The sequence below is a fragment of the Labrenzia sp. C1B70 genome (assembly GCF_000475395.1).
GTDB lineage: Bacteria > Pseudomonadota > Alphaproteobacteria > Rhizobiales > Stappiaceae > Roseibium > Roseibium algicola.
In genome coordinates, this window is sequence record NZ_AXCE01000002.1 from 207,169 (window position 1) to 225,955 (window position 18,787).

Here is an 18,787-nt window from a genome sequence, read left to right on the forward strand (position 1 = left end):
AGTTTCGAGCCGGTTACGGCGGGATGAGGAATGTTACAAAAAAAACGCGCAGCCGTTAGACTGCGCGAATAAAGTTACTGTGCACGTGGCCCCATCGACCACGGCGGCAACTCTAGCGGCATCTTTCTCGATTGTCATTACCGTAAAATATTTTATTTTTTGATTCACTGTAATGCGACTGATCGTTATTCATACTGAGTCATATATGAAATAATGTGTCGTACAAATTAATTCATTAAATTCAGCGCTTTAAATTTGTCATACAATTTGGAAGCGCCGTTGCGGCAAGGAAATGTTGTCTTTCCTGCCGCAAATTTATTGGCAAATTTGCTTATATTCGGAAGAGATTTTCCCGGCTTTGCTGGAAAGTTTTACGCGCGTGATGCCTCTACGGACAAAGCCGAGCTCTTTTGCTGCCGCCCAGGTCACATCTATAACACGGCCCTTGGCAAAGGGGCCCCGGTCGTTGATACGCACCGTGACGGTCTTTCCATTGGCAAGATTGGTCACATCCACCAGCGTACCGAAGGGCAGGCTCCTGTGGGCTGCGGTCAGTTGGTTGGGGTTTGCGCGTTCACCACTGGCGGTGGTGCCGCCGAGCTTGTACCAGGACGCTTTCCCGCACTGTTGATAGACGCCCGCCTGAGCACCGCTGACGATACCTGCTGCTGCAAGCAAGGCACCCGCCAAGGCAACGCGCGATAAGTGCCGCGCGAGAACAATTCTCTTCATGATAGTCCCCCTGGGGCAAGTGAGCCCGCCCCGATCGATCTTGAACACAGTTTCGTGACGACGCTGGTAACATTCCGCAGCGGCGCCTTTGCGTCGTCAGGGTGATCAAAATGTGGCAGTTTTCGGGGCAAATGAGGCGTTAGTATAAAATAAACATAAAATTTTAAATACATTTGCAATAGTCGCATTAATTTTTGATTTACTATAAAAATTCTAAGAGTTGTGGGTAGTTTTTCTGTTTCGGTTTTGCCAACTGAACTGTGTTAGTAATTTTTACATAGGAACGGCGCATGTGTGTATTGATTAGCGCCATTTTAACGGCAATTTGAAAGGGCGGTCTGGTGCAAGTCAGCCATCGGTTCTTAAGCGACCGGCTGGAACAATCCGGTCGTGCGGAAAATAATAACCTTACAGGCTTCCACACGTCCCTGCTGGAGGTTCTTCCTCATGCTGCGGCCTACGTCGCGCAGGATGGCAGCGTCCTTGTTCACAACAAGCAGATGAAAGCGCTTTGCGCCGCAAAAGGCGTCTTTCCGGTGCCGGTCAGCCTGCCGTCGCTTTTGTCGGAAACAAGCTGGCGGCGGTGCGAGGCGGTGCTGTCGGCGGCTTTCAGCGGTGTTCCCGCGCAGGCGAGCGGGGCCATCGTGCTGCAGTCGGGCGAAACCTTCTGCCACCACATGATTTGCACATCCTTTGTCTCCCTCTCGGGCGAGCGCCAGGCTGTCCTGGTCCAGTTCGATCTGGAAGAACACGGCCAGGACGAGATCGTTACCCTGCCAGAGCCGGCGCGAAATGAAATCCGCTCCGCAAAGTCCGCAAGGGATCTCGATCTTCTGGAGCATTTTCCGGACGACGTTCTTGTGTTCGACGGTTCCGAAAGCCTCGATGAAATGGCGGGAAAGCTGCTGAAGCTGATCAACAGCGACTATGAAATGGACCTCTTGGCCGAAGCCCTGGAAAATCTGGAAGGCGAACTGCCGCAGACCTTCTATATTCCGGAAAATCGAAGCTTCCAGGCAGCAGGGTACGTGACCGATCGCCAGATGTGCGAAGTGCGGCTCGTTCCCATTCCCGGTGTGGTGAAGAGTAAGCCGGGCATGGGTGCCTCAATGGCGGTTATCCGGCGCAATGTCGACTGCCCTCAGGAAACCGCCGAAAACAGGCGCCTGGCGTATCTCGACCCGCTGACGGGCCTGGAAAACCGCCGTGCCTTTACCAAGGCCTTGAAACGTGAGCTGACCCGGCTTGCCGCAGAAGACGAAATCGGCCTCGCCGTTCTTTACATCGATCTGGACGAGTTCAAGAAGGTCAATGATCTTGGTGGCCACGATGCGGGTGACGACATGCTCCAGCGTGTCGCGGCTTGCCTGCGCCTGACCTTGGGTGAATTCGGGACAGCCGCCAGGATCGGCGGTGATGAATTTGCCGGCATGGTGCCGGTGGTCAACGAGGAAGCCGCTCTCGATATTGCCGAGGAAATTCTGGCCGGTTTTGACCGTATCCGCCTGGAGGTGGGGGACCGGGTGTTCACCATTGGCGGGTCCATCGGTGTGGCGTTCCTCGACAGCAATGTGAAGCTGCGTGAAGGCGATGCGGCAGCTCTTCTGGGGCTGGCCGACCGGGCATGTTTGCGCGGCAAGCGATTTGGCGGCCGTTCCGTGCAGGTTCATTCGGTGCAGCCGCAGGATTGCGAAGGGGCGGGTGGTGAGCTGGCGGATCTACCCGAGCCGGGAAGTTTTCGCGGCAACGAGCTGACGCTCTATGCGATGCCCATCGTCTGCCTGAAACGGAACAGGGCCTGCGGTTCCGAAATCCTTCTGCGCCTGCAGGGGGACCGCGCCCGGGGCCTGTCTTCACGTGCCTGGATCTCGGCTGCGGAACGCTCCGGTTTCATTGCACAGGTGGATGCCTGGACGCTGGACAAGGTGCTGGACGCGGCAGAGCGCAATCCCGACCGTACCATCCTGACGATGAACGTCTCGGCTGAATCCGCCCGCGATCCGATCTTCCGTGACGGGCTCTATCATCGTTTGTCGGTCAATCCGCTGCTGGCATCCAAGCTGTGTCTTGAAATCGCGGAAAAGGATTTTCTGCGGGAGCCGGCGAGTGTTCAGGCGTTTTTCAAGTTCGTGAACGAACTGGGGTGCCAGACCGCCATTGACGACTTTGCCGGACACTGGCCGGTTCTGTCGCGGTTGACCAACCTGCGTGTCGAATGGCTGAAGCTTGAATCGAGCCTCACTCAGCAGGTGGTGGAAGAGCCCGCCAAGGCGGCCATCCTGAACGGGCTGGTACGCGCCGCCCACGAGCTCGGCATCAAGGTGATCGCCAAACATGTGGAAACGGCGGAAGAGGCCAGTCTGCTGAGGGAGCTCGATATCGAGGCGGCACAGGGCTACTTCTTCGGTCGGCCCGAGCCCTGGCCCGGCGGTTGAGCGAAACCTGAAATCGTAAAAAAAAGCGGCGCTATGCGCCGCTTTTTTGTTTGTTTGCCAGGGCTTTAGATGTCGAGGTTGGCCACGGCCAGGGCATTTTCCTGGATGAATTCGCGCCGCGGATCGACCTCGTCTCCCATCAGTTTGGTGAAGATGTCGTCTGCGTCGTCCGCCTCGCGCACCTTCACCTGCAGCAGGGAGCGGACATTCGGGTCGAGCGTCGTTTCCCAGAGCTGTTCCGGGTTCATCTCGCCGAGACCCTTGTAGCGCTGCAGCGAGATACCCTTCTGGCCGGCGGCGTAGATCTGGTTCAGCAAGGCGCGAGGCCCCCGAATTTCCGTCGAGATATCCTTGCGCCGCAAGACGGCGGCCTTGCCGTAGATCTCGTTCAGATGGGCTGCGTGTGCTGCAAGGCGGCGTGCGTCCGTGGAGCCAAGCAGGGCAGCGTCAATCGTTGCGGCTTCCTGCACGCCGCGAACCATCCGTTTGAACACAAGGCTGCCGTCGTCCCGCGCTTCGCCGGTCCAGCCCCGTTCGAATTCGTCGGCCAGGATGTCCATCCGGCGGGCGATATAGGCGGCAGCTTCCTCAGCCTTGCCCCGATCGTCCAGGATCTCCGGTGTCAACGCACCCGCAATCGCGGCCTGTTCGACAACATCGCGGTTGTAGCGTGAATGCAACCCGTCGAAGATGTCGGAAATGGTCCGTGCGGTTTCGGCGACGGCACGAAGGTCCTGACCGGTGCGAACCTCGCCGTTGGCAAGCGTCAGCGAAGCTTCGTCCAGACCCTGTCCGATCAGATAGTCTTCCAGCGCCTTCTGGTCTTTCAGGTACTGTTCGGACTGGCCGCGCTTGACCTTGTAGAGCGGTGGCTGAGCAATATAGATGTAGCCATTTTCGATCAGCTCCGGCATCTGGCGGAAGAAGAACGTCAGCAGCAGGGTGCGAATGTGCGCGCCGTCCACGTCAGCATCGGTCATGATGATGATCTTGTGATAGCGCAGCTTCTCGACGTTGAATTCTTCCTTGCCGATGCCAGTTCCAAGCGCCGTGATCAGCGTGCCGATTTCGTTCGAGGACAGCATCTTGTCGAAGCGTGCCCGTTCCACGTTGAGGATCTTGCCGCGCAGCGGCAGCACGGCCTGGTTTTCGCGGTGACGGCCCTGTTTGGCCGAGCCACCTGCGGAATCACCCTCCACCAGGAAGAGTTCGGCCTTGGAGGCGTCGCGCTCCTGGCAATCGGCAAGCTTGCCGGGCAGGGAGGCGATGTCGAGGGCGCCCTTGCGGCGCGTCAGCTCGCGTGCCTTGCGGGCGGCTTCACGCGCGGAGGCAGCTTCCACCACCTTGGAGACGATCGTCTTGGCCGGCGCGGGGTTTTCCTCAAGCCATTCGCTCAGGATCTGCGAGATCAGGTTTTCGACCACCGGACGCACTTCGGAGGAAACCAGCTTGTCCTTGGTCTGGGACGAGAATTTCGGATCCGGCACCTTGACGGAAAGAACGCAGGTCAGGCCTTCGCGGCAGTCATCGCCGGAAAGGTTCACCTTTTCCTTTTTCATCAGGCCGGTTGCTTCCGCATAGCCGGTAACCTGCCTGGTCAGCGCAGCCCGGAAACCGGCAAGGTGGGTACCGCCATCGCGCTGCGGAATGTTGTTGGTGAAGCACAGCACATGCTCATGATAGCTGTCGTTCCACCACATGGCGGCTTCGACCGTGATGCCGTCACGCTCGGCCCGCATGTTGATCGGCTCCTCGATCAACGGATGTTTGGCACGGTCCAGATAGCGCACGAACGCTTCCAGGCCACCTTCGTAGAACAGCTCCTCGACCTTGTCCTCAACGCCGCGCTTGTCCGTCAGGATGATGCGGACGCCGGAGTTCAGGAAGGCCAGCTCGCGCAGCCGGTGTTCAAGCGTGCTGAAATCGAACTCGGTCTTGGTGAAGGTTTCCGGTGACGGCAGGAAGGTCACCTCGGTTCCTTTTCTGCCGTTGGCCGGACCAACCACCTTGAGCGGTGCCTGGGCATCGCCATGGGAGAAGGTCATGGAGTGTTCTTCGCCGTTTCGCCAGATGCGCAGTTCCAGCTTTGTCGACAGCGCATTGACCACGGAAACGCCCACGCCGTGCAAGCCGCCGGAGACCTTGTAGGAGTTCTGGTCGAACTTACCGCCCGCGTGCAGCTGGGTCATGATGACCTCGGCAGCCGACACGCCTTCTTCCGGGTGCAGGTCCGTCGGAATTCCGCGGCCGTTGTCGGAAACCGTAACCGATCCGTCCGGGTTGAGCGTCACGGTCACATGGTCGGCGTGGCCGGCCAGCGCTTCGTCGATGGCGTTGTCGACCACCTCGTAGACCATGTGGTGCAGACCGGAGCCGTCATCGGTGTCGCCGATATACATACCGGGCCGCTTGCGCACGGCATCGAGGCCCTTGAGGACCTTGATGCTGTCGGCGCCATATTCGGCACCGCCATTGGTTTCGGGGGTCGGGCTGCTCTCAGGCGTGGACGTGTCGCTCATGCGAATCAATCACCAATCGATTTATCTTTTCCACCCCCGTTATACGGGGTTCCGGCGGGGGTTCAACCACGTGCCGGCCATAGCCAAGCCAGCGAAGGGATTCTGGTGGAAAACCATAAGATTCCGGCGGATTTAAGGGGCCTCGCCTCGCTTCAGCAGGCGCCCCTGGTGCTCCCGGATCTCAAACACTTCGGCTTCCACCGGCAAAGCCTCGAAAAGGGCCTCGTCCGTACCGGTCATGAAGACTTGTCCGCCAAGGGAATCCAGCTTCGAAAACAGGGCCGAACGACGGTCGGGATCGAGATGCGCGGCGACTTCATCAAGCAGCAGGACAGGCGTCATTCCCGACACCTTTGCCGTCAGTTCGGCATGCGCAAGGATAAGGCCTATCAGCAGCGCTTTCTGTTCCCCGGTCGAGGATTGCGAAGCCGGCATCGCCTTGGCTGCGTGATGAACGGTGAGATCGCTCAGATGCGGTCCGTTGAGCGTGCGCCCGGCGGCCCGGTCGCGGTGTCGGCCGTCCTGCAGCATCTGGCGGTAGCGGTCCTCCCGGTCGGAGGCGCTCAAACCGGCAGTTTCCGCCTCGAAGGCACCTTCGAGGGAAACTGAAGCATGGGGAAACGGCAGGTCCTGGGCCGCCTGGCCGGCAATCATCCGGCTGAGCAGGTCGACGGTCTCTGCCCTGGCGATGGAGACGGCGGTGCCGAGCTCGGCGACCTGCTGTTCCAGCGCGCTGAGAAAGGCATCGGAGCCGCCCTGATCGAGAAGGCGATTGCGTTGACGAAGGGCGTTTTCGAAGTCGCTGACCCGGCGGCCGTGGGTCGGGTCGATCGCCAGCGTCAGCCGGTCAAGAAAACGGCGACGGTCGGAGCCGGGGCCGGTGAACAGCCCGTCCATTGAAGGCACGAGCCAGAGCACCCGCATGTAGTCCAGAAGACTTTCCGAGCCGCGAACTTCCTCGCCGTCGATACGCACCTTGCGCCCGGAGGTGCCGGCCACCAAGCCTGTGCCGATTTTGGTTTCGAACCCATCCAAGAGAACTGTTGCGGCAACGCTCCAGCTGCCATCGCCGTCCTTGCGCGCAATGTCGGCAAGGGCCGCCCGGCGCAGGCCGCGGCCGGCAGTCAGAAAGGATATGGCTTCCAGAATATTGGTCTTGCCGGCGCCATTGGGGCCGACGAAGGCGACCATCCTGGCCGCCATCGGCAATGTCAGCGTGCTGTAGTTGCGGAAGCCGGTCAGCGACAGACGGGTCAGCCGCGCCGTCCGGTAATCTGTCATGACCCCACTTCCGCTACTGTTTGGGCGTGCCGGCTAGATCAGACCCGCATCGGCATGAGAACGAACAGGCAGTCGTCGACCGTGTTGTCCTGAATGAGGGTCGGCGAGCCGCTGTCCGCCAGACGGAACAGGGCCGTATCGCTCGACAGCTGGTTGGCAATGTCGAGCAGGTAGCGGGAGTTGAAGCCGATTTCCAACGGATCGGCATCATATTCGACGGCAAGTTCTTCCGTCGCGCTGCCCGAATCCGGGTTGTTCACGGTCAGCACCAGGCGACCTTCGGTTAGCGACAGCTTGACGGCACGGCCACGTTCGGAAGAGATCGTCGACACGCGGTCGACAGCTTCCTTGAACTCGTCCCGGTCGACGCGCATTTCCTTGTCGTTGTTCTGCGGGATCACCCGGCCGTAGTCCGGGAAGGTGCCGTCAATCAGCTTGGACGTCAGGATGACGGAGCCGGTCGTGAGGCGGATCTTGGTATCGGAAAGCTCGACCTGGACATTGGCTTCCGGGTTCTCGAGCAGTTTCTGGATCTCGCCAACGGTCTTGCGCGGCACGATGATGCCCGGCATGCCGGCCGAACCGGAAGGCGCCGGCACTTCTGCCTGGGCCAGACGGTGGCCATCTGTGGCAACAGCGCGGAACTGGAGACCGGAGCCCGCGTCTACCGTGTGCAGGTAGATACCGTTCAGATAGTAACGGGTCTCTTCGGTCGAAATCGCGAACTGGGTCGCGTCGATCAGCTTGCGGATATCGGCGCCTGTCAGTGCGAAACCGTGACTGAAGTCGCCCGCGGTCAGGTCCGGGAAGTCGGTTTCCGGCAGCATCTGCAGGGTGAACTTCGAGCGACCGGCACGGATTTCCAGCGTGGCGTTGTCGCTGGTGGTTTCCAGAACCACCTGCGAGCCTTCCGGCAGCTTGCGAACTATGTCGTAGAACATGTGTGCCGGAACGGTGGTCGCACCCGGCAATTCAATCATGGCCGGAACGCTTTCGACGATTTCCAGATCGAGGTCCGTTGCCTTCAGGTTGATCGCGCCGCCATCGGCGCGCAGAAGAACGTTCGACAGGATCGGAATGGTATTCCGGCGTTCGACCACGCGGTGAACATGGGTCAAGGACTTGAGGAGGTCGGTCCGCTCGAGGGTCGCTTTCATACTCTCGTTCCGTACTCATGAAGCGCCTGGCTGAACTGCCGGGCTGATTGAATATTCTTGGCTCCGGTGTGGAGCGGGGTGGACGACACTGCCCTTAACCGGCTCCAAAAGCAAGGGGGCGTTCTGCCCGAACGCCCCCAATTTTGGTAGAATATCGTGTATTTTAACCTTGGTTTAGCGCGATCCGGGATCAGGCTGGCGGATGCCCGTATGAATTCAGGCAGGCATCCGCAAAAGGCCCGTTTCCGAAGCTTGCCGCCTCAGGCGTCAAGCATGCGCTTGAGCAGTTCCAGCTCCTGCGCCAGGGCATAGTCGGCACGCGCCATTTCCTCGATCTTGCGGACAGCGTGCAGAACCGTTGTGTGGTCCCGGTTGCCGAACCGGCGACCGATTTCCGGCAGCGAGCGCGGGGTCATCACCTTGGCAAGATACATGGCGATCTGGCGCGGGCGAACGATGGTCCGGGTACGCCGGGCCGACAGCAGATCCGCCTTGGTGACATTGTAGTGTTTGGAGACCACCCGCTGGATGTCCTCGATCTTCACCCGGCGCGGCTCGCTGGAGCGAACCAGGTCGCGCAGGGTCATCTCGGCCATTTCCTGCGTGATCGGCTGGTTGGTCAGCTGGTTGTGCGCGATCAGCCGGTTGAGCGCGCCTTCAAGGTCGCGGCCCGAGGAGGCAACATGGCGCGCGACGTAATCCAACACACCTTCCGGAACGTCGAACTGCGGGTAGGTCTTGCGGGCCGTATCGACGCGCGTGGCCAGGATGTTCCGGCGCAGTGCGAAATCCGGTTCCTGAATGCCGACCACCAGGCCGCCGGACAGGCGTGAGCGGACACGGTCGTCGAGAGTATCAAGTTCGGACGGCGCGCGGTCTGCGGCCACGATCACCTGGCGGGCCCCGTCGATGAGGGCGTTGAGGGTGTGGCAGAACTCCTGCTGCACCTGCTTGCCGTGCAGGAACTGCATGTCGTCGATCAGCAGAAGATCGATCGTGCGCAGGTTCTCCTTGAAGGCCAGTGCGGACTGGGACTTCAGGGCGGCAACGAATTTGTACATGAAGTGCTCGGCCGTCAGGTAGAGCACCTTGCGACCGGACGCCCGTGCCTTTGCGGCCACGGCTTGCATCAGGTGGGTCTTGCCCAGACCGACGGAGGCATGCAGGTAAAGCGGATTGAATGTGACCGCGCCGCCGGCAGCAACCTGCCGGGCCGCAGCCAGGGCCAGATTGTTGGACTCGCCTTCGACAAAGGTCTCGAATGTGTATTTCGGATCGAGCGCCGCACCTTGCAGTACATCACGAGCGTTGTCCGAGCTGGTCTCACCTCGGCCGAGAGCCGCGGTTGCCGCCTGGGCCCGGGTTACCTGTGCCGCGTCGGAAAGTGCGTCGGAACGGGTTTCTGCAGCCGCCGGCTTGCTGCCCTGGGGTGCTGCGAGGCTCGGCTTGGCAATCGGGGTCTGACGTGGGCGGATTGCGCCGCGTACCGTCAGTTCGATGCGGTGAACGTTGTCACATTCACGCTGCCAGAGACCCATCAGCTGATCGTTGTAATTGTTCTGAATCCACTGCTTCAAAAACCGGGTCGGAACAGACAGACGAACGGTGCCGTCCTGATGTTCCTCGAGGTCTACACGTGCAAACCAGCTGGTAAAAACATCATCGCCCAATTCTGCGCGAAGTTGCTTCTTCACCCGTTTCCACTGTTCGGAGCCGCCTGCCTCCTGAACCTGCATGTCATCTGCCTCCTGTAAATGTGAAGAACAGTCCGCCACAGCCGTTCTTCGACGCCTTGCTGCTTTTGCAGCATTATAATGTCCCTTTTGGGACGGTTATTTATATGGCGAAGGAAAATCTCCCTTCACCTGACCCTGTCGATGGGCAGGGTAACTAACTTTGAATCCAGGGCAATCCGGCGGCCTTCCAGCCGGACTGGGTCCCACGGTGGCCATCCGGGCCGAGTGGGCCCTCGAAACCATCGGAGATATTGAAGCACTGCGTAAAGCCGGCCTGCGTCAGGGCGATCGCAGCTGCCTGGCTCCGTGCTCCGGAGCGGCACAAGAAATAGATTGGCGCGTTCCGGTCAAGTCCTTTTTTGACGAGAACATCAGAAACCGATTCCGCGAATGCCGGATTGGGTCCGGTCGACGGAAAGCTCTGCCATTCGGCCAGGATCGGCTCCTTGCCGAGCGGACGAAGGTCCGGCACCCCGACAAAGGACCATTCGGCCTGTGTGCGCACGTCGACAAGAATTGCTTCCTGCTGCTCGGCAAGACCGTCAAAGGCCTCCTGCGCAGTCACATTTCCTGCATATCCACCCTGAAATTGCAAAGCCGCCCCCTTCAATAGCGTGACGCTATTGATCAAAAGTATTCTTCAAGATTTTCTTGAGAAAGAAGAAGGTTACTTCAGGCTAAATGCCCGAGTGTTCGAATACGCTAACGTATTCATTCCGTGAACTGGATTTGATGTGCTCAGCGATGGTCCGGTTTAACTTTTTCATTGTTTTCCAAGCACCGTCTTTAAGTTGGTCGCTGGTCTTACCCGCCAGCCGTATTGTTAATATACAGACCGCGACCGAAGGGGCAACAGCGGGTTTTTGCGAATGGCGGAAAGTGCCGGTTTCTCCCCCCGCGTCACTGTGTTTTTGGCCCCTGCTGGCGAGCGAGCAAATGTGTTTTACCGCAATGACTTTTCGCTCTGAAGCGCCCTGTCACATTTCAAAAACAACAATTTCAAAAAAAATTTCGGAACTGATAGCTTGACTCGTATCGAATCCGGATTGATCGCCTTCTCTCAATGGTACATGTGCGTAAATATCTGAAAAATAAACGTTTTTCCTGACACTATTATACTCGGTAGAAATTGCAATATTGCGCGTATGAGTTGTCAAATTTCGTCATCCACAAAATTGCGTGGCTAAAAAAAACCCGGCACTGTGGCCGGGTCTTTTTAACGGTCGTATGACGGGTCGGTTACGCGCTGAGTGCCTTGATACGGGCATTGAGGCGGGAAACCTTCCGGGAGGCCGTGTTGGCATGCATCGTGCCTTTGCCGGCAGCACGCATGATTTCCGGCTGCGCAACCTTGAAGGCTTCGTTTGCAGCGGCCTGATCGCCGGAAGCAATTGCTTCCTCAACCTTGCGCAGGAACGTGCGCACGCGGCTGCGACGGTCTTTGTTCGTGGCCGTCCGGCGGGCAATCTTGCGGGCCGCCTTCTTGGCCGATGGTGTGTTGGCCATGGGCTCTATCCTGATCGGTAATTGGGACTAGTGTCCGGTGGCGATCGGGACAAGGGAGCCAAAGCTGCAAGACCCGATCAAAAAACAACGGCGGCGGAAAACCGCCACCGATTGGGCGCTGCTTATAATCGCGCTTTCGGACGCCGTCAACGGCTTTATCGTTGAACGCCGTAGTTTATTTGTTCCGGAACTGCGGCGTACGTTTCTCGGTGAAGGCGCTCATGCCTTCGTTCTGGTCTTCCAGGGCAAACAGGGCCTGGAACACGCGCCGTTCGAAGCGGACGCCTTCCGACAGGGTGGTTTCATAGGCCCGGTCGACACTTTCCTTGGCCATCATGACGACAGGCAGAGAGAAATCGGCGATCTTTTCAGCCGCTTTCAGTGCTTCTTCAAGCAAGTCGTCCGCCGGAACGATACGGCTGACGAGACCGCTGCGCTCGGCTTCTTCCGCGTCCATCATGCGGCCGGTCAGGACCATTTCCATGGCTTTGGACTTGCCGACGAACCGCGTCAGACGCTGAGTGCCGCCAGCGCCCGGAATAACGCCGAGCGTGATTTCCGGCTGGCCGAACTTGGCCGTGTCCGCGGCAATGATGAAGTCGCACAGCATGGCCAGCTCGCAGCCGCCGCCAAGCGCATAACCCGCCACGGCGGCGATGATCGGCTTGCGGTTGCGCGAAACCCGGTCGAAGGGCGTGATCAGGTCCGTCTGATAGGCGGACGAAAAATTGTGCGGCTGCATTTCCTTGATGTCGGCACCGGCGGCAAAGGCCTTTTCCGAGCCGGTGATGACGATACAGCCGATCCGCTCGTCCGCATCGAACCCGTCAAGCGCCGTGCCGAGTTCGGCAACCAGGGCCGAATTGAGTGCATTCAAGGCTTTCGGCCGATCCAGAGTGATCAGACCGACTTTTCCGCGTTTTTCGACGCGGATGTTCTCATATCCCATGTTGCCCGCTCCCAGTGCTGGAAACCGCGGCGGGCCGGATGACCAGGTCTTTCTCGAGCCCGGCTCCTGGTGCCTGCGGTTTCCTGGACGTGTACTTCACCGGCAATGCCTACCCGAGGTCGGGCGGGTCTGGCAAGCTTGACCGATAGGACAAGTCAGCTCTGGCAGGCCGGGCAGTAGAAGGTTGACCGGTTGGACTGGACCAGCCGGGCGACGGTGCCCTTGCAGCCCGGTGTCCGGCAAGCTTGGCCTTCGCGGTCGTAGACGGCAAACGAGTGCTGAAAGTAGCCAAGTGTGCCGTCTGCCTGGGTGTGATCGCGCAGCGAGGACCCGCCTGCCCGGATGGCATCTTCCAGGGTGGCGCGGATATTGGCGGCCAGTTCTTCCGCCTTTTTTGTCGGCTTGCCTGTTTTCGTCACCAGCGTGCCGGCAGCCCGTTCCGGGCTGAGCCCGGTGCGCCAGAGCGCTTCGCACACATATATGTTGCCAAGGCCCGCAATCAGTTTCTGGTTGAGCAGGGCCGCCTTCAGCGGCGTCTTCCGGCCATTGAAAAGTCGCGCCAGTGTTTCGCCGCCAAGGTCGTTGCCGAGAGGCTCCAGGCCGAGCTCACGGAAAAAGGGATGGTCTGCGAGCACGGGACGGGCAATGAGATCCATGAAGCCGAACCGGCGCGGGTCGTTGTAGACGATCCGGGCTCGCCCGCCGTCAACGGTCTCCAGATGGAAGACGACGTGGTCGTGTTTGGGGTCTTTGCTGCGCGCATGGGCAAAAGCGCCTGGCGTATCCGCGGAAAGATCGTTTTCGATCCGGAACGATCCAGACATGCCAAGGTGCATGACCAGCACATCGCCGCTGTCGACATCGCCCAACAGGTATTTCGACCGGCGCGACAGCACGGTCAGCCTTCGTCCGGTCAAGCGGTCGGCGAAACCGTCCGGAAAAGGAAAGCGCAGGTCCGGCCGGTTCTGGTCGACCTTGGCAATAAGAGCCCCTTCGAAAGTGGGGGCAAGGCCGCGCTTGACGGTTTCGACTTCCGGGAGTTCGGGCATGAGAGGTCTGGTATCCGCTGTCATGGCAGGCTATAGGCCTGCGGCATATGGTTTTTGGTGGCCGGCACAGATAGCGCTCGCCAATGGCTTGTACTATGGTCCGGCGCACTTTGAAGATAGTTTCGAAACGGCAATCCGCCAGCTCTTTCAACAGGTGGCTTGTCCAACGGGTAAGAAGTGATCGAACCCGCCGCCGCCCGGCAGTCTTGTCGCGGCGCGGGGTGATCTTGGAGGCGCTTTCATGACGCAACAGGCACAGGGGCATTCGGCCAGGTCGAACCGCGCACCGGAAGAAATGCCGACCAGTTTCGGCTTTACCAAGGTTGCCGAAGGGCAAAAGCAGGCACTGGTGGACGATGTGTTTCACAAGGTTGCCGAGCGCTACGACCTCATGAACGACCTCATGTCCGGCGGCCTTCACCGGGTCTGGAAGGATGCCATGGTCTCGTTCCTGGCACCGCCCAAGACAGCTGCCTCCAACTGGCGGCTGCTGGATGTGGCCGGCGGAACCGGCGACATCGCCACCCGCGTGGTTCGCCGGTCCAATGACACAGCCCGTGCCGTGGTGTGCGACATCAACGAAAGCATGCTCGGCGTCGGCCGCGACCGGGCCGAAAAGGCTGGTCTGTCGGATCTCATCACCTTCAGCCAGGGCAATGCCGAGGAACTGCCGTTTCCCGACAAGAGTTTCGATGCGTATACGATCGCCTTCGGTATCCGCAACGTGCCGGACATTCCCAAGGCGCTGCGGGAAGCGCGCAGGGTTCTGAAACGGGGTGGCCGTTTCATGTGTCTGGAGTTCTCCGAAGTCGACGTGCCGATGCTCGACAAGGTCTATGACACCTTTTCCTTCAACGCGATCCCGGCCATGGGCCGCTGGGTGACAGGGGACGGTGACCCTTACAAGTATCTGGTGGAATCGATCCGCAATTTCCCGAACCAGGAACGTTTTGCGGACATGATCCGCGAAGCCGGGTTCGAGCGTGTCGGCTACCGCAACTACTCCGGCGGTATCGCCGCCCTGCATTACGGCTGGAAACTCTGATACATGGCCCTTCCCGTGATGCCTTTTCTCCGCCTGGCGCGGGCGGGTTTCGTGATGGCGCGCGAGGGCGTTTTCGGCCTCGTTTCGCTTCCCGACCTGCCGGCCGGGCCTCGGTTCGCCATTGCCATGGCGCGGCTTCTGGAGCGTCGGTCGGTTCGCAACAAGCGGGCAGACCTTCGCCTGTCCGACGCGCTGAACAAGCTTGGGCCGTCCTATGTGAAGCTTGGTCAGTTCCTGGCGACCCGGGCCGATGTGGTCGGCAAGGAAGCCGCTCGCGAACTGTCAGCCCTTCAGGACCGGTTGCCGGCGTTCGATCATGATGCGGCCTGCGCCGCGGTAGCCGAGCAGCTCGGCAAGCCGCTCGATGAGGTCTTCGTGTCCTTCGGCGAAGCCGTTGCCGCTGCCTCGATTGCCCAGGTTCATCCGGCCGTGATCCTCGATCAGGACGGCACGGAGCGAAAGGTTGCGGTCAAGGTGCTGCGGCCGGGCGTTTCCCGCCGCTTCCAGCGCGATCTTGAAAGCTACTACCTCGTCGCTCGCCTGGCCGAACGGTTCCATCCGCCCTCGCGGCGCCTTCGGCCGGTTGCGGTCGTGGACACGCTGGCCCAGTCGGTCGCAATGGAAATGGACTTCCGTCTGGAGGCCGCGGCCCTGTCGGAAATGGCCGAGAACACCGCTGACGATCCGGGGTTCCGCGTTCCGGCTGTCGAGTGGCTGCGCACCGCCAAGGGCGTGTTGACCATGGAATGGATCGACGGCCGCAAGATGTCGGACGTCGAGGGCCTCAAGGAAGATGGCCATGACCTGGAAGCGCTGGGGGCTGCCGTCATCCAGAGCTTCCTGCGCCACACGCTGCGCGACGGCTTCTTTCATGCAGACATGCACCAGGGCAATCTCTTCGTTGAGCCCGACGGCACCCTGGTTGCCGTCGACTTCGGCATCATCGGCCGTCTCAACAAGCGCGAACGCCGGTTCCTGGCAGAAATCCTGTTCGGCTTCATCACCCGCAACTACCGACGGGTGGCGGAGGTGCATTTCGAGGCCGGCTATGTGCCCGCGCATCAGGATGTCGACATGTTCGCCCAGGCGATCCGTGCCATCGGCGAGCCGATCCACGGTCACGATGCCAGCGAAATCTCCATGGCCCGCCTGCTGACCCAGCTGTTCGAAGTGACGGAACTCTTCGAGATGAGCACCCAGACCCAGCTGATCATGTTGCAGAAGACCATGGTCGTGGTCGAAGGCGTGGCGCGTTCGCTCAATCCCAATCTGGACATGTGGCGGACGGCTGAACCCGTTGTCGGCACCTGGATCAAGGACAACCTTGGTCCGGTCGGCAAACTGCGTGATGCCGGTGATGCGCTGTCGGCACTGGCGCGCATTGCCAACGACATGCCGCTCTTTGCCGACAGGATCGGTCGGATGTCGGAAGAGCTGGAAAGGATGACACAGGGCGGCCTCAGGTTCGATGACGAGACCGCAGAAGCAATTGGTCGTGCAGAGGCACGTCATACCCGCTCGGGGCGGGCTGCCTTGTGGGTCATTGCCGCCTGCGCGGTCGTGGCGACCTACATGCTTTTCTGAGGTTCGGCTGGCACTCTGAAGGTTCAGCCGGGCATTGCGTCCAGCAATGTCTGTCGCGCGTCCGCGATATGGCGGGCCAGAATGTCTGCCGCCTGGTCTTCCGCGCGTGACTTCATCGCTGCCACCAGGTCTTCATGGTCCTTCAGCCACCTGTCGGTGAGTGTCGGCAGAACGCCGTAGCCGGCAATGTGAATGCGGCAGGTCCGCCGAAGATCCTCGATCATCGCCAGCTCTCTTGGGCGTCTTGCAGGCATATAAAGGCTCTTGTGAAAGGCCCAGTCGCCGTCGGCCCACCGGTCGGTTGCCGCGTCTATGCTGGAGTGGGCAAGGGCTACTTCGATCTTCACAAGATCGTCTGCTTCCAGCCGCCGGATTGATTGCCGCAGGCAATCGGTCTCCAGAAGCACGCGCAGATGGTAGACCTCATCAATCTCCGCGGGGGTAAGACTGATCACTCGAGCCCGTCGATTGCGCTCAAGGTCGATCAGGCCCCGGGCGGCCATCAGCTGCAGGGCATCGCGCACGGGAATGCGACTGACCGAAAAGCGGGCAGCAAGCTCTCCCTGTTTCATTTCCTCACCCGGCCGGAAGATCCCGGAGATGATATCGGTTTCAAGCGTGGCTGCGATTTTTTCTGCGGACATGGCGCCTCCCGAAATTTCAATAGAGCCTTGACAGCAGCCTGTAAATCAAAAATGTATAAATGTATACATTTTGGAGGAAGCATGAGCAAAGAGCACGGCTACACAACCCTCATCCACTGGACGGGAAACCGGGGCGAGGGGACGAGGAGTTACAGGTCCTATGACCGGACCTGGGAGATACGAACACCTGGAAAGCCTCCGGTTTCCTGTTCGAACGACCCGCTACTGGGGGGAAATCCCGCGCTCCATAATCCGGAGGACTTGCTCCTGTCCTCCCTGGCGAGCTGCCACATGCTCTGGTACCTGCATCTGGCAAGCGATGCAGGCATTGCCGTCATGGGATACGAGGACGCGCCGGAAGCGACGGGGGAAACCGAGCCCTCGGGTGCTGGCCGTTTTCTGCGCGCTGTGTTGAAGCCGGTCATCACCGTGCCCAAGGGCACGGACCTGGCAACGGCCGATGCAATCCACCACGAGATCCACAAGGTTTGCTTCATCGCCCGCTCGGTGAATTTTCCGGTGAGCTTCGAGGCAACCTACGTGGCAACGTAGGAATTCAGGGCGGAGTGACGCGCCGAAGGGTCAGGTTGATCCGGCCGCCGTTTTTCAGAAGCGTCGAAGTTCCCTTTAGCACGCGGTCGATACCGTGAAAGGCCAGTCGAGCCTCACCGCCAAGTACGACGACGTCACCGGATTGAAGGCGGAAGGATTTGGTCGGATCCTTCCTGTTCACGCCGCCAACACGGAAGGTGGCGGTGTCTCCCAGGGAAACCGAGACGACCGGGGCTTCGAACATCTGTTCATCCCTGTCCTGGTGCAGGCCCATGCGGGCACTGGGATCATAGAAATTGATCAGGCAGGCTTCGGGTGGTGGCGCCGTTCCGGCAACGTCCTTCCACAGGTGCGTCAAGGCATCCGGCATGGCTGGCCATGGCTGGCCGGTTTCGGGGTGCGCCGGCTGGTAGCGATAGCCTCGGATATCCGACACCCAGCCGAGCGGCCCGCAGTTGCTCATGCGCACCGAAAATGGCTTTCCGGTTTTAGGCATTACCGGCTGGAACAAGGGCGCTTCGGCAACGATCGCTCGGATATGTGCCAGGAGCTGTTCCTGGCCCTCGCGGTCGAAATAACCCGGCAGATAATAAAGTCCGCTCAGGCCGTTTATGGGAATTTCCTGCATGGTCAATTGTCGCCGGTCGTTAGTCGCCCCCGCCGCAACCGCTGCAGCCGGAGCTGCCACCGCCGCCTCCGTCACCGCTGCTGCTGGTGCCGCAGCCTGAGCTGCATCCGGAAGAATTTCCACCGGTCGATTTCTTGAAGAGGATGATCAGCACCACGGCGATGATGAACAGGGAAATAAGGAACTCGGCCGTGTGCATGGTGGCCCAGTGCCAGACCATGTTGCGCAGTCTCTCGATGAGGGTATCGCCTTGCGCCTCGCCATGGGCAAAGGCCAGCCTGGTGCCCAGAAGCAGTGACATGACGGCCAGCAGGGCGCAGTGGACGGCGGTGGGCGCATTCGCAGCCTTACCGGCAAGTCTTGCGACCTGGTTCGGCCAGTCCGGCTTGCGGATGATCCACACATCCTGCGCATTCACGCGGACAAAGCCCGGTGCGTTGCCGAACCGGATCTCCTCCGGTGGCCAGATGTCCACAGGCGGGGCGCCGAATTCCGACCGGTAGAGCCGGAGCGTTCTTGCATAGGCCTGCCGGAATCGGACTTCCTGTTCCGGACCGCCTTTTGTCGGCATGTGATGCAGTGGACCTTCGAGCGCTTCCTTGAATGGGCCCCAGTAATGTCTGGTGTAGGTCAGGTGCAGATGCCAGGCCTGGTCCACTTCGTCGCTCGGCGTCACGATGCCTTCACCAAGCCGGCTGAGATAGGCAAACCGCAGATATTCGACAACGACCCGTCCCGCAAAGCTTTTGCTCCAGCCATTGTCTCGGGCAAGGCGCGCGGAGAACGGGAAATCCGCTTCCACATCGTCCGGGTGGCAGGCTTGAAGCCGATTCCAGAGGCTGGGATCTCGCAATTCGGGTCTCCTTTCCGCGTTGCCATTGCGGTGACGGGGCGATGTTAACCGTATTGTCCGCAAGGTTTGAGCAAAACCTCGCCTCCATGTGCCGATTGCATGTGGAATTCGCAAAGC

16 protein-coding genes are annotated in these 18,787 nt (G+C 60.0%); 4 read left to right on the forward strand and 12 right to left on the reverse strand.

Going from position 1 to position 18,787, the window contains the following annotated elements; all coding sequences use genetic code 11:
• Positions 1 to 315 precede the first annotated feature (315 nt).
• Positions 316 to 732, reverse strand: a complete 417-nt coding sequence (locus Q666_RS35640) for a septal ring lytic transglycosylase RlpA family protein (protein WP_031268718.1) — start codon at positions 730 to 732, stop codon at positions 316 to 318.
• Positions 733 to 1,073: 341 nt separating this feature from the next.
• Between Q666_RS35640 and Q666_RS35645 the strand changes: the two genes are divergently transcribed.
• On the forward strand, positions 1,074 to 3,167 hold the full coding sequence (locus tag Q666_RS35645) for a GGDEF and EAL domain-containing protein (protein WP_022999152.1): 2,094 nt from the start codon (positions 1,074 to 1,076) through the stop codon (positions 3,165 to 3,167).
• 65 nt (positions 3,168 to 3,232) lie between these two features.
• Here the strand turns inward: Q666_RS35645 and gyrB are convergent, their stop codons facing one another.
• The 8 genes from gyrB to mutM form a co-directional block, all read right to left on the reverse strand.
• Complete coding sequence (gene gyrB / locus Q666_RS35650; RefSeq protein ID WP_022999151.1) at positions 3,233 to 5,686, reverse strand: DNA topoisomerase (ATP-hydrolyzing) subunit B; 2,454 nt, start codon at positions 5,684 to 5,686, stop codon at positions 3,233 to 3,235.
• A 132-nt stretch (positions 5,687 to 5,818) separates the two neighbouring features.
• Entirely contained in the window at positions 5,819 to 6,967 is a 1,149-nt protein-coding gene (recF, locus tag Q666_RS35655) for a DNA replication/repair protein RecF (RefSeq protein ID WP_022999150.1), read from the reverse strand.
• A 38-nt stretch (positions 6,968 to 7,005) separates the two neighbouring features.
• Positions 7,006 to 8,124, reverse strand: a complete 1,119-nt coding sequence (gene dnaN / locus Q666_RS35660; RefSeq protein ID WP_022999149.1) for a DNA polymerase III subunit beta — start codon at positions 8,122 to 8,124, stop codon at positions 7,006 to 7,008.
• 260 nt (positions 8,125 to 8,384) lie between these two features.
• Positions 8,385 to 9,860, reverse strand: coding sequence for a chromosomal replication initiator protein DnaA (dnaA, locus tag Q666_RS35665; protein WP_022999148.1), 1,476 nt, complete (start codon positions 9,858 to 9,860; stop codon positions 8,385 to 8,387).
• Between the two features lie 154 nt (positions 9,861 to 10,014).
• Complete coding sequence (locus Q666_RS35670; protein ID WP_081713168.1) at positions 10,015 to 10,425, reverse strand: rhodanese-like domain-containing protein; 411 nt, start codon at positions 10,423 to 10,425, stop codon at positions 10,015 to 10,017.
• 674 nt (positions 10,426 to 11,099) lie between these two features.
• Positions 11,100 to 11,366: a 30S ribosomal protein S20 gene (rpsT, locus tag Q666_RS35675; RefSeq protein ID WP_022999146.1), complete on the reverse strand. Its 267-nt coding sequence runs from the start codon at positions 11,364 to 11,366 to the stop codon at positions 11,100 to 11,102.
• A 175-nt stretch (positions 11,367 to 11,541) separates the two neighbouring features.
• Positions 11,542 to 12,315: an enoyl-CoA hydratase gene (locus tag Q666_RS35680; protein WP_022999145.1), complete on the reverse strand. Its 774-nt coding sequence runs from the start codon at positions 12,313 to 12,315 to the stop codon at positions 11,542 to 11,544.
• Positions 12,316 to 12,470: 155 nt separating this feature from the next.
• Positions 12,471 to 13,364: a bifunctional DNA-formamidopyrimidine glycosylase/DNA-(apurinic or apyrimidinic site) lyase gene (mutM, locus tag Q666_RS35685; protein WP_022999144.1), complete on the reverse strand. Its 894-nt coding sequence runs from the start codon at positions 13,362 to 13,364 to the stop codon at positions 12,471 to 12,473.
• A 241-nt stretch (positions 13,365 to 13,605) separates the two neighbouring features.
• Here mutM and ubiE point away from each other — a divergent pair, with 241 nt between their 5' ends.
• Positions 13,606 to 14,409 carry a bifunctional demethylmenaquinone methyltransferase/2-methoxy-6-polyprenyl-1,4-benzoquinol methylase UbiE gene (gene ubiE, locus Q666_RS35695; RefSeq protein WP_022999142.1) on the forward strand — a complete coding sequence of 268 codons (804 nt, stop codon included), beginning with the start codon at positions 13,606 to 13,608 and terminating at the stop codon, positions 14,407 to 14,409.
• Positions 14,410 to 14,412: 3 nt separating this feature from the next.
• The gene (gene ubiB / locus Q666_RS35700; protein WP_022999141.1) at positions 14,413 to 15,993 is read left to right on the forward strand and encodes a 2-polyprenylphenol 6-hydroxylase; all 1,581 of its coding nucleotides are present in this window, start codon (positions 14,413 to 14,415) and stop codon (positions 15,991 to 15,993) included.
• A 23-nt stretch (positions 15,994 to 16,016) separates the two neighbouring features.
• On the opposite strand, the gene Q666_RS35705 is transcribed toward ubiB, so the two are convergent.
• Complete coding sequence (locus tag Q666_RS35705; RefSeq protein ID WP_022999140.1) at positions 16,017 to 16,637, reverse strand: GntR family transcriptional regulator; 621 nt, start codon at positions 16,635 to 16,637, stop codon at positions 16,017 to 16,019.
• An 81-nt stretch (positions 16,638 to 16,718) separates the two neighbouring features.
• On the opposite strand from Q666_RS35705, the gene Q666_RS0132710 reads away from it, so the two are divergent.
• Positions 16,719 to 17,189: an OsmC family protein gene (locus tag Q666_RS0132710; protein WP_031268715.1), complete on the forward strand. Its 471-nt coding sequence runs from the start codon at positions 16,719 to 16,721 to the stop codon at positions 17,187 to 17,189.
• A 4-nt stretch (positions 17,190 to 17,193) separates the two neighbouring features.
• On the opposite strand, the gene Q666_RS35710 is transcribed toward Q666_RS0132710, so the two are convergent.
• Complete coding sequence (locus Q666_RS35710) at positions 17,194 to 17,817, reverse strand: alpha-ketoglutarate-dependent dioxygenase AlkB (protein ID WP_022999138.1); 624 nt, start codon at positions 17,815 to 17,817, stop codon at positions 17,194 to 17,196.
• A gap of 19 nt (positions 17,818 to 17,836) precedes the next feature.
• Entirely contained in the window at positions 17,837 to 18,670 is an 834-nt protein-coding gene (locus tag Q666_RS35715; protein WP_031268714.1) for a hypothetical protein, read from the reverse strand.
• Positions 18,671 to 18,787: the final 117 nt, after the last annotated feature.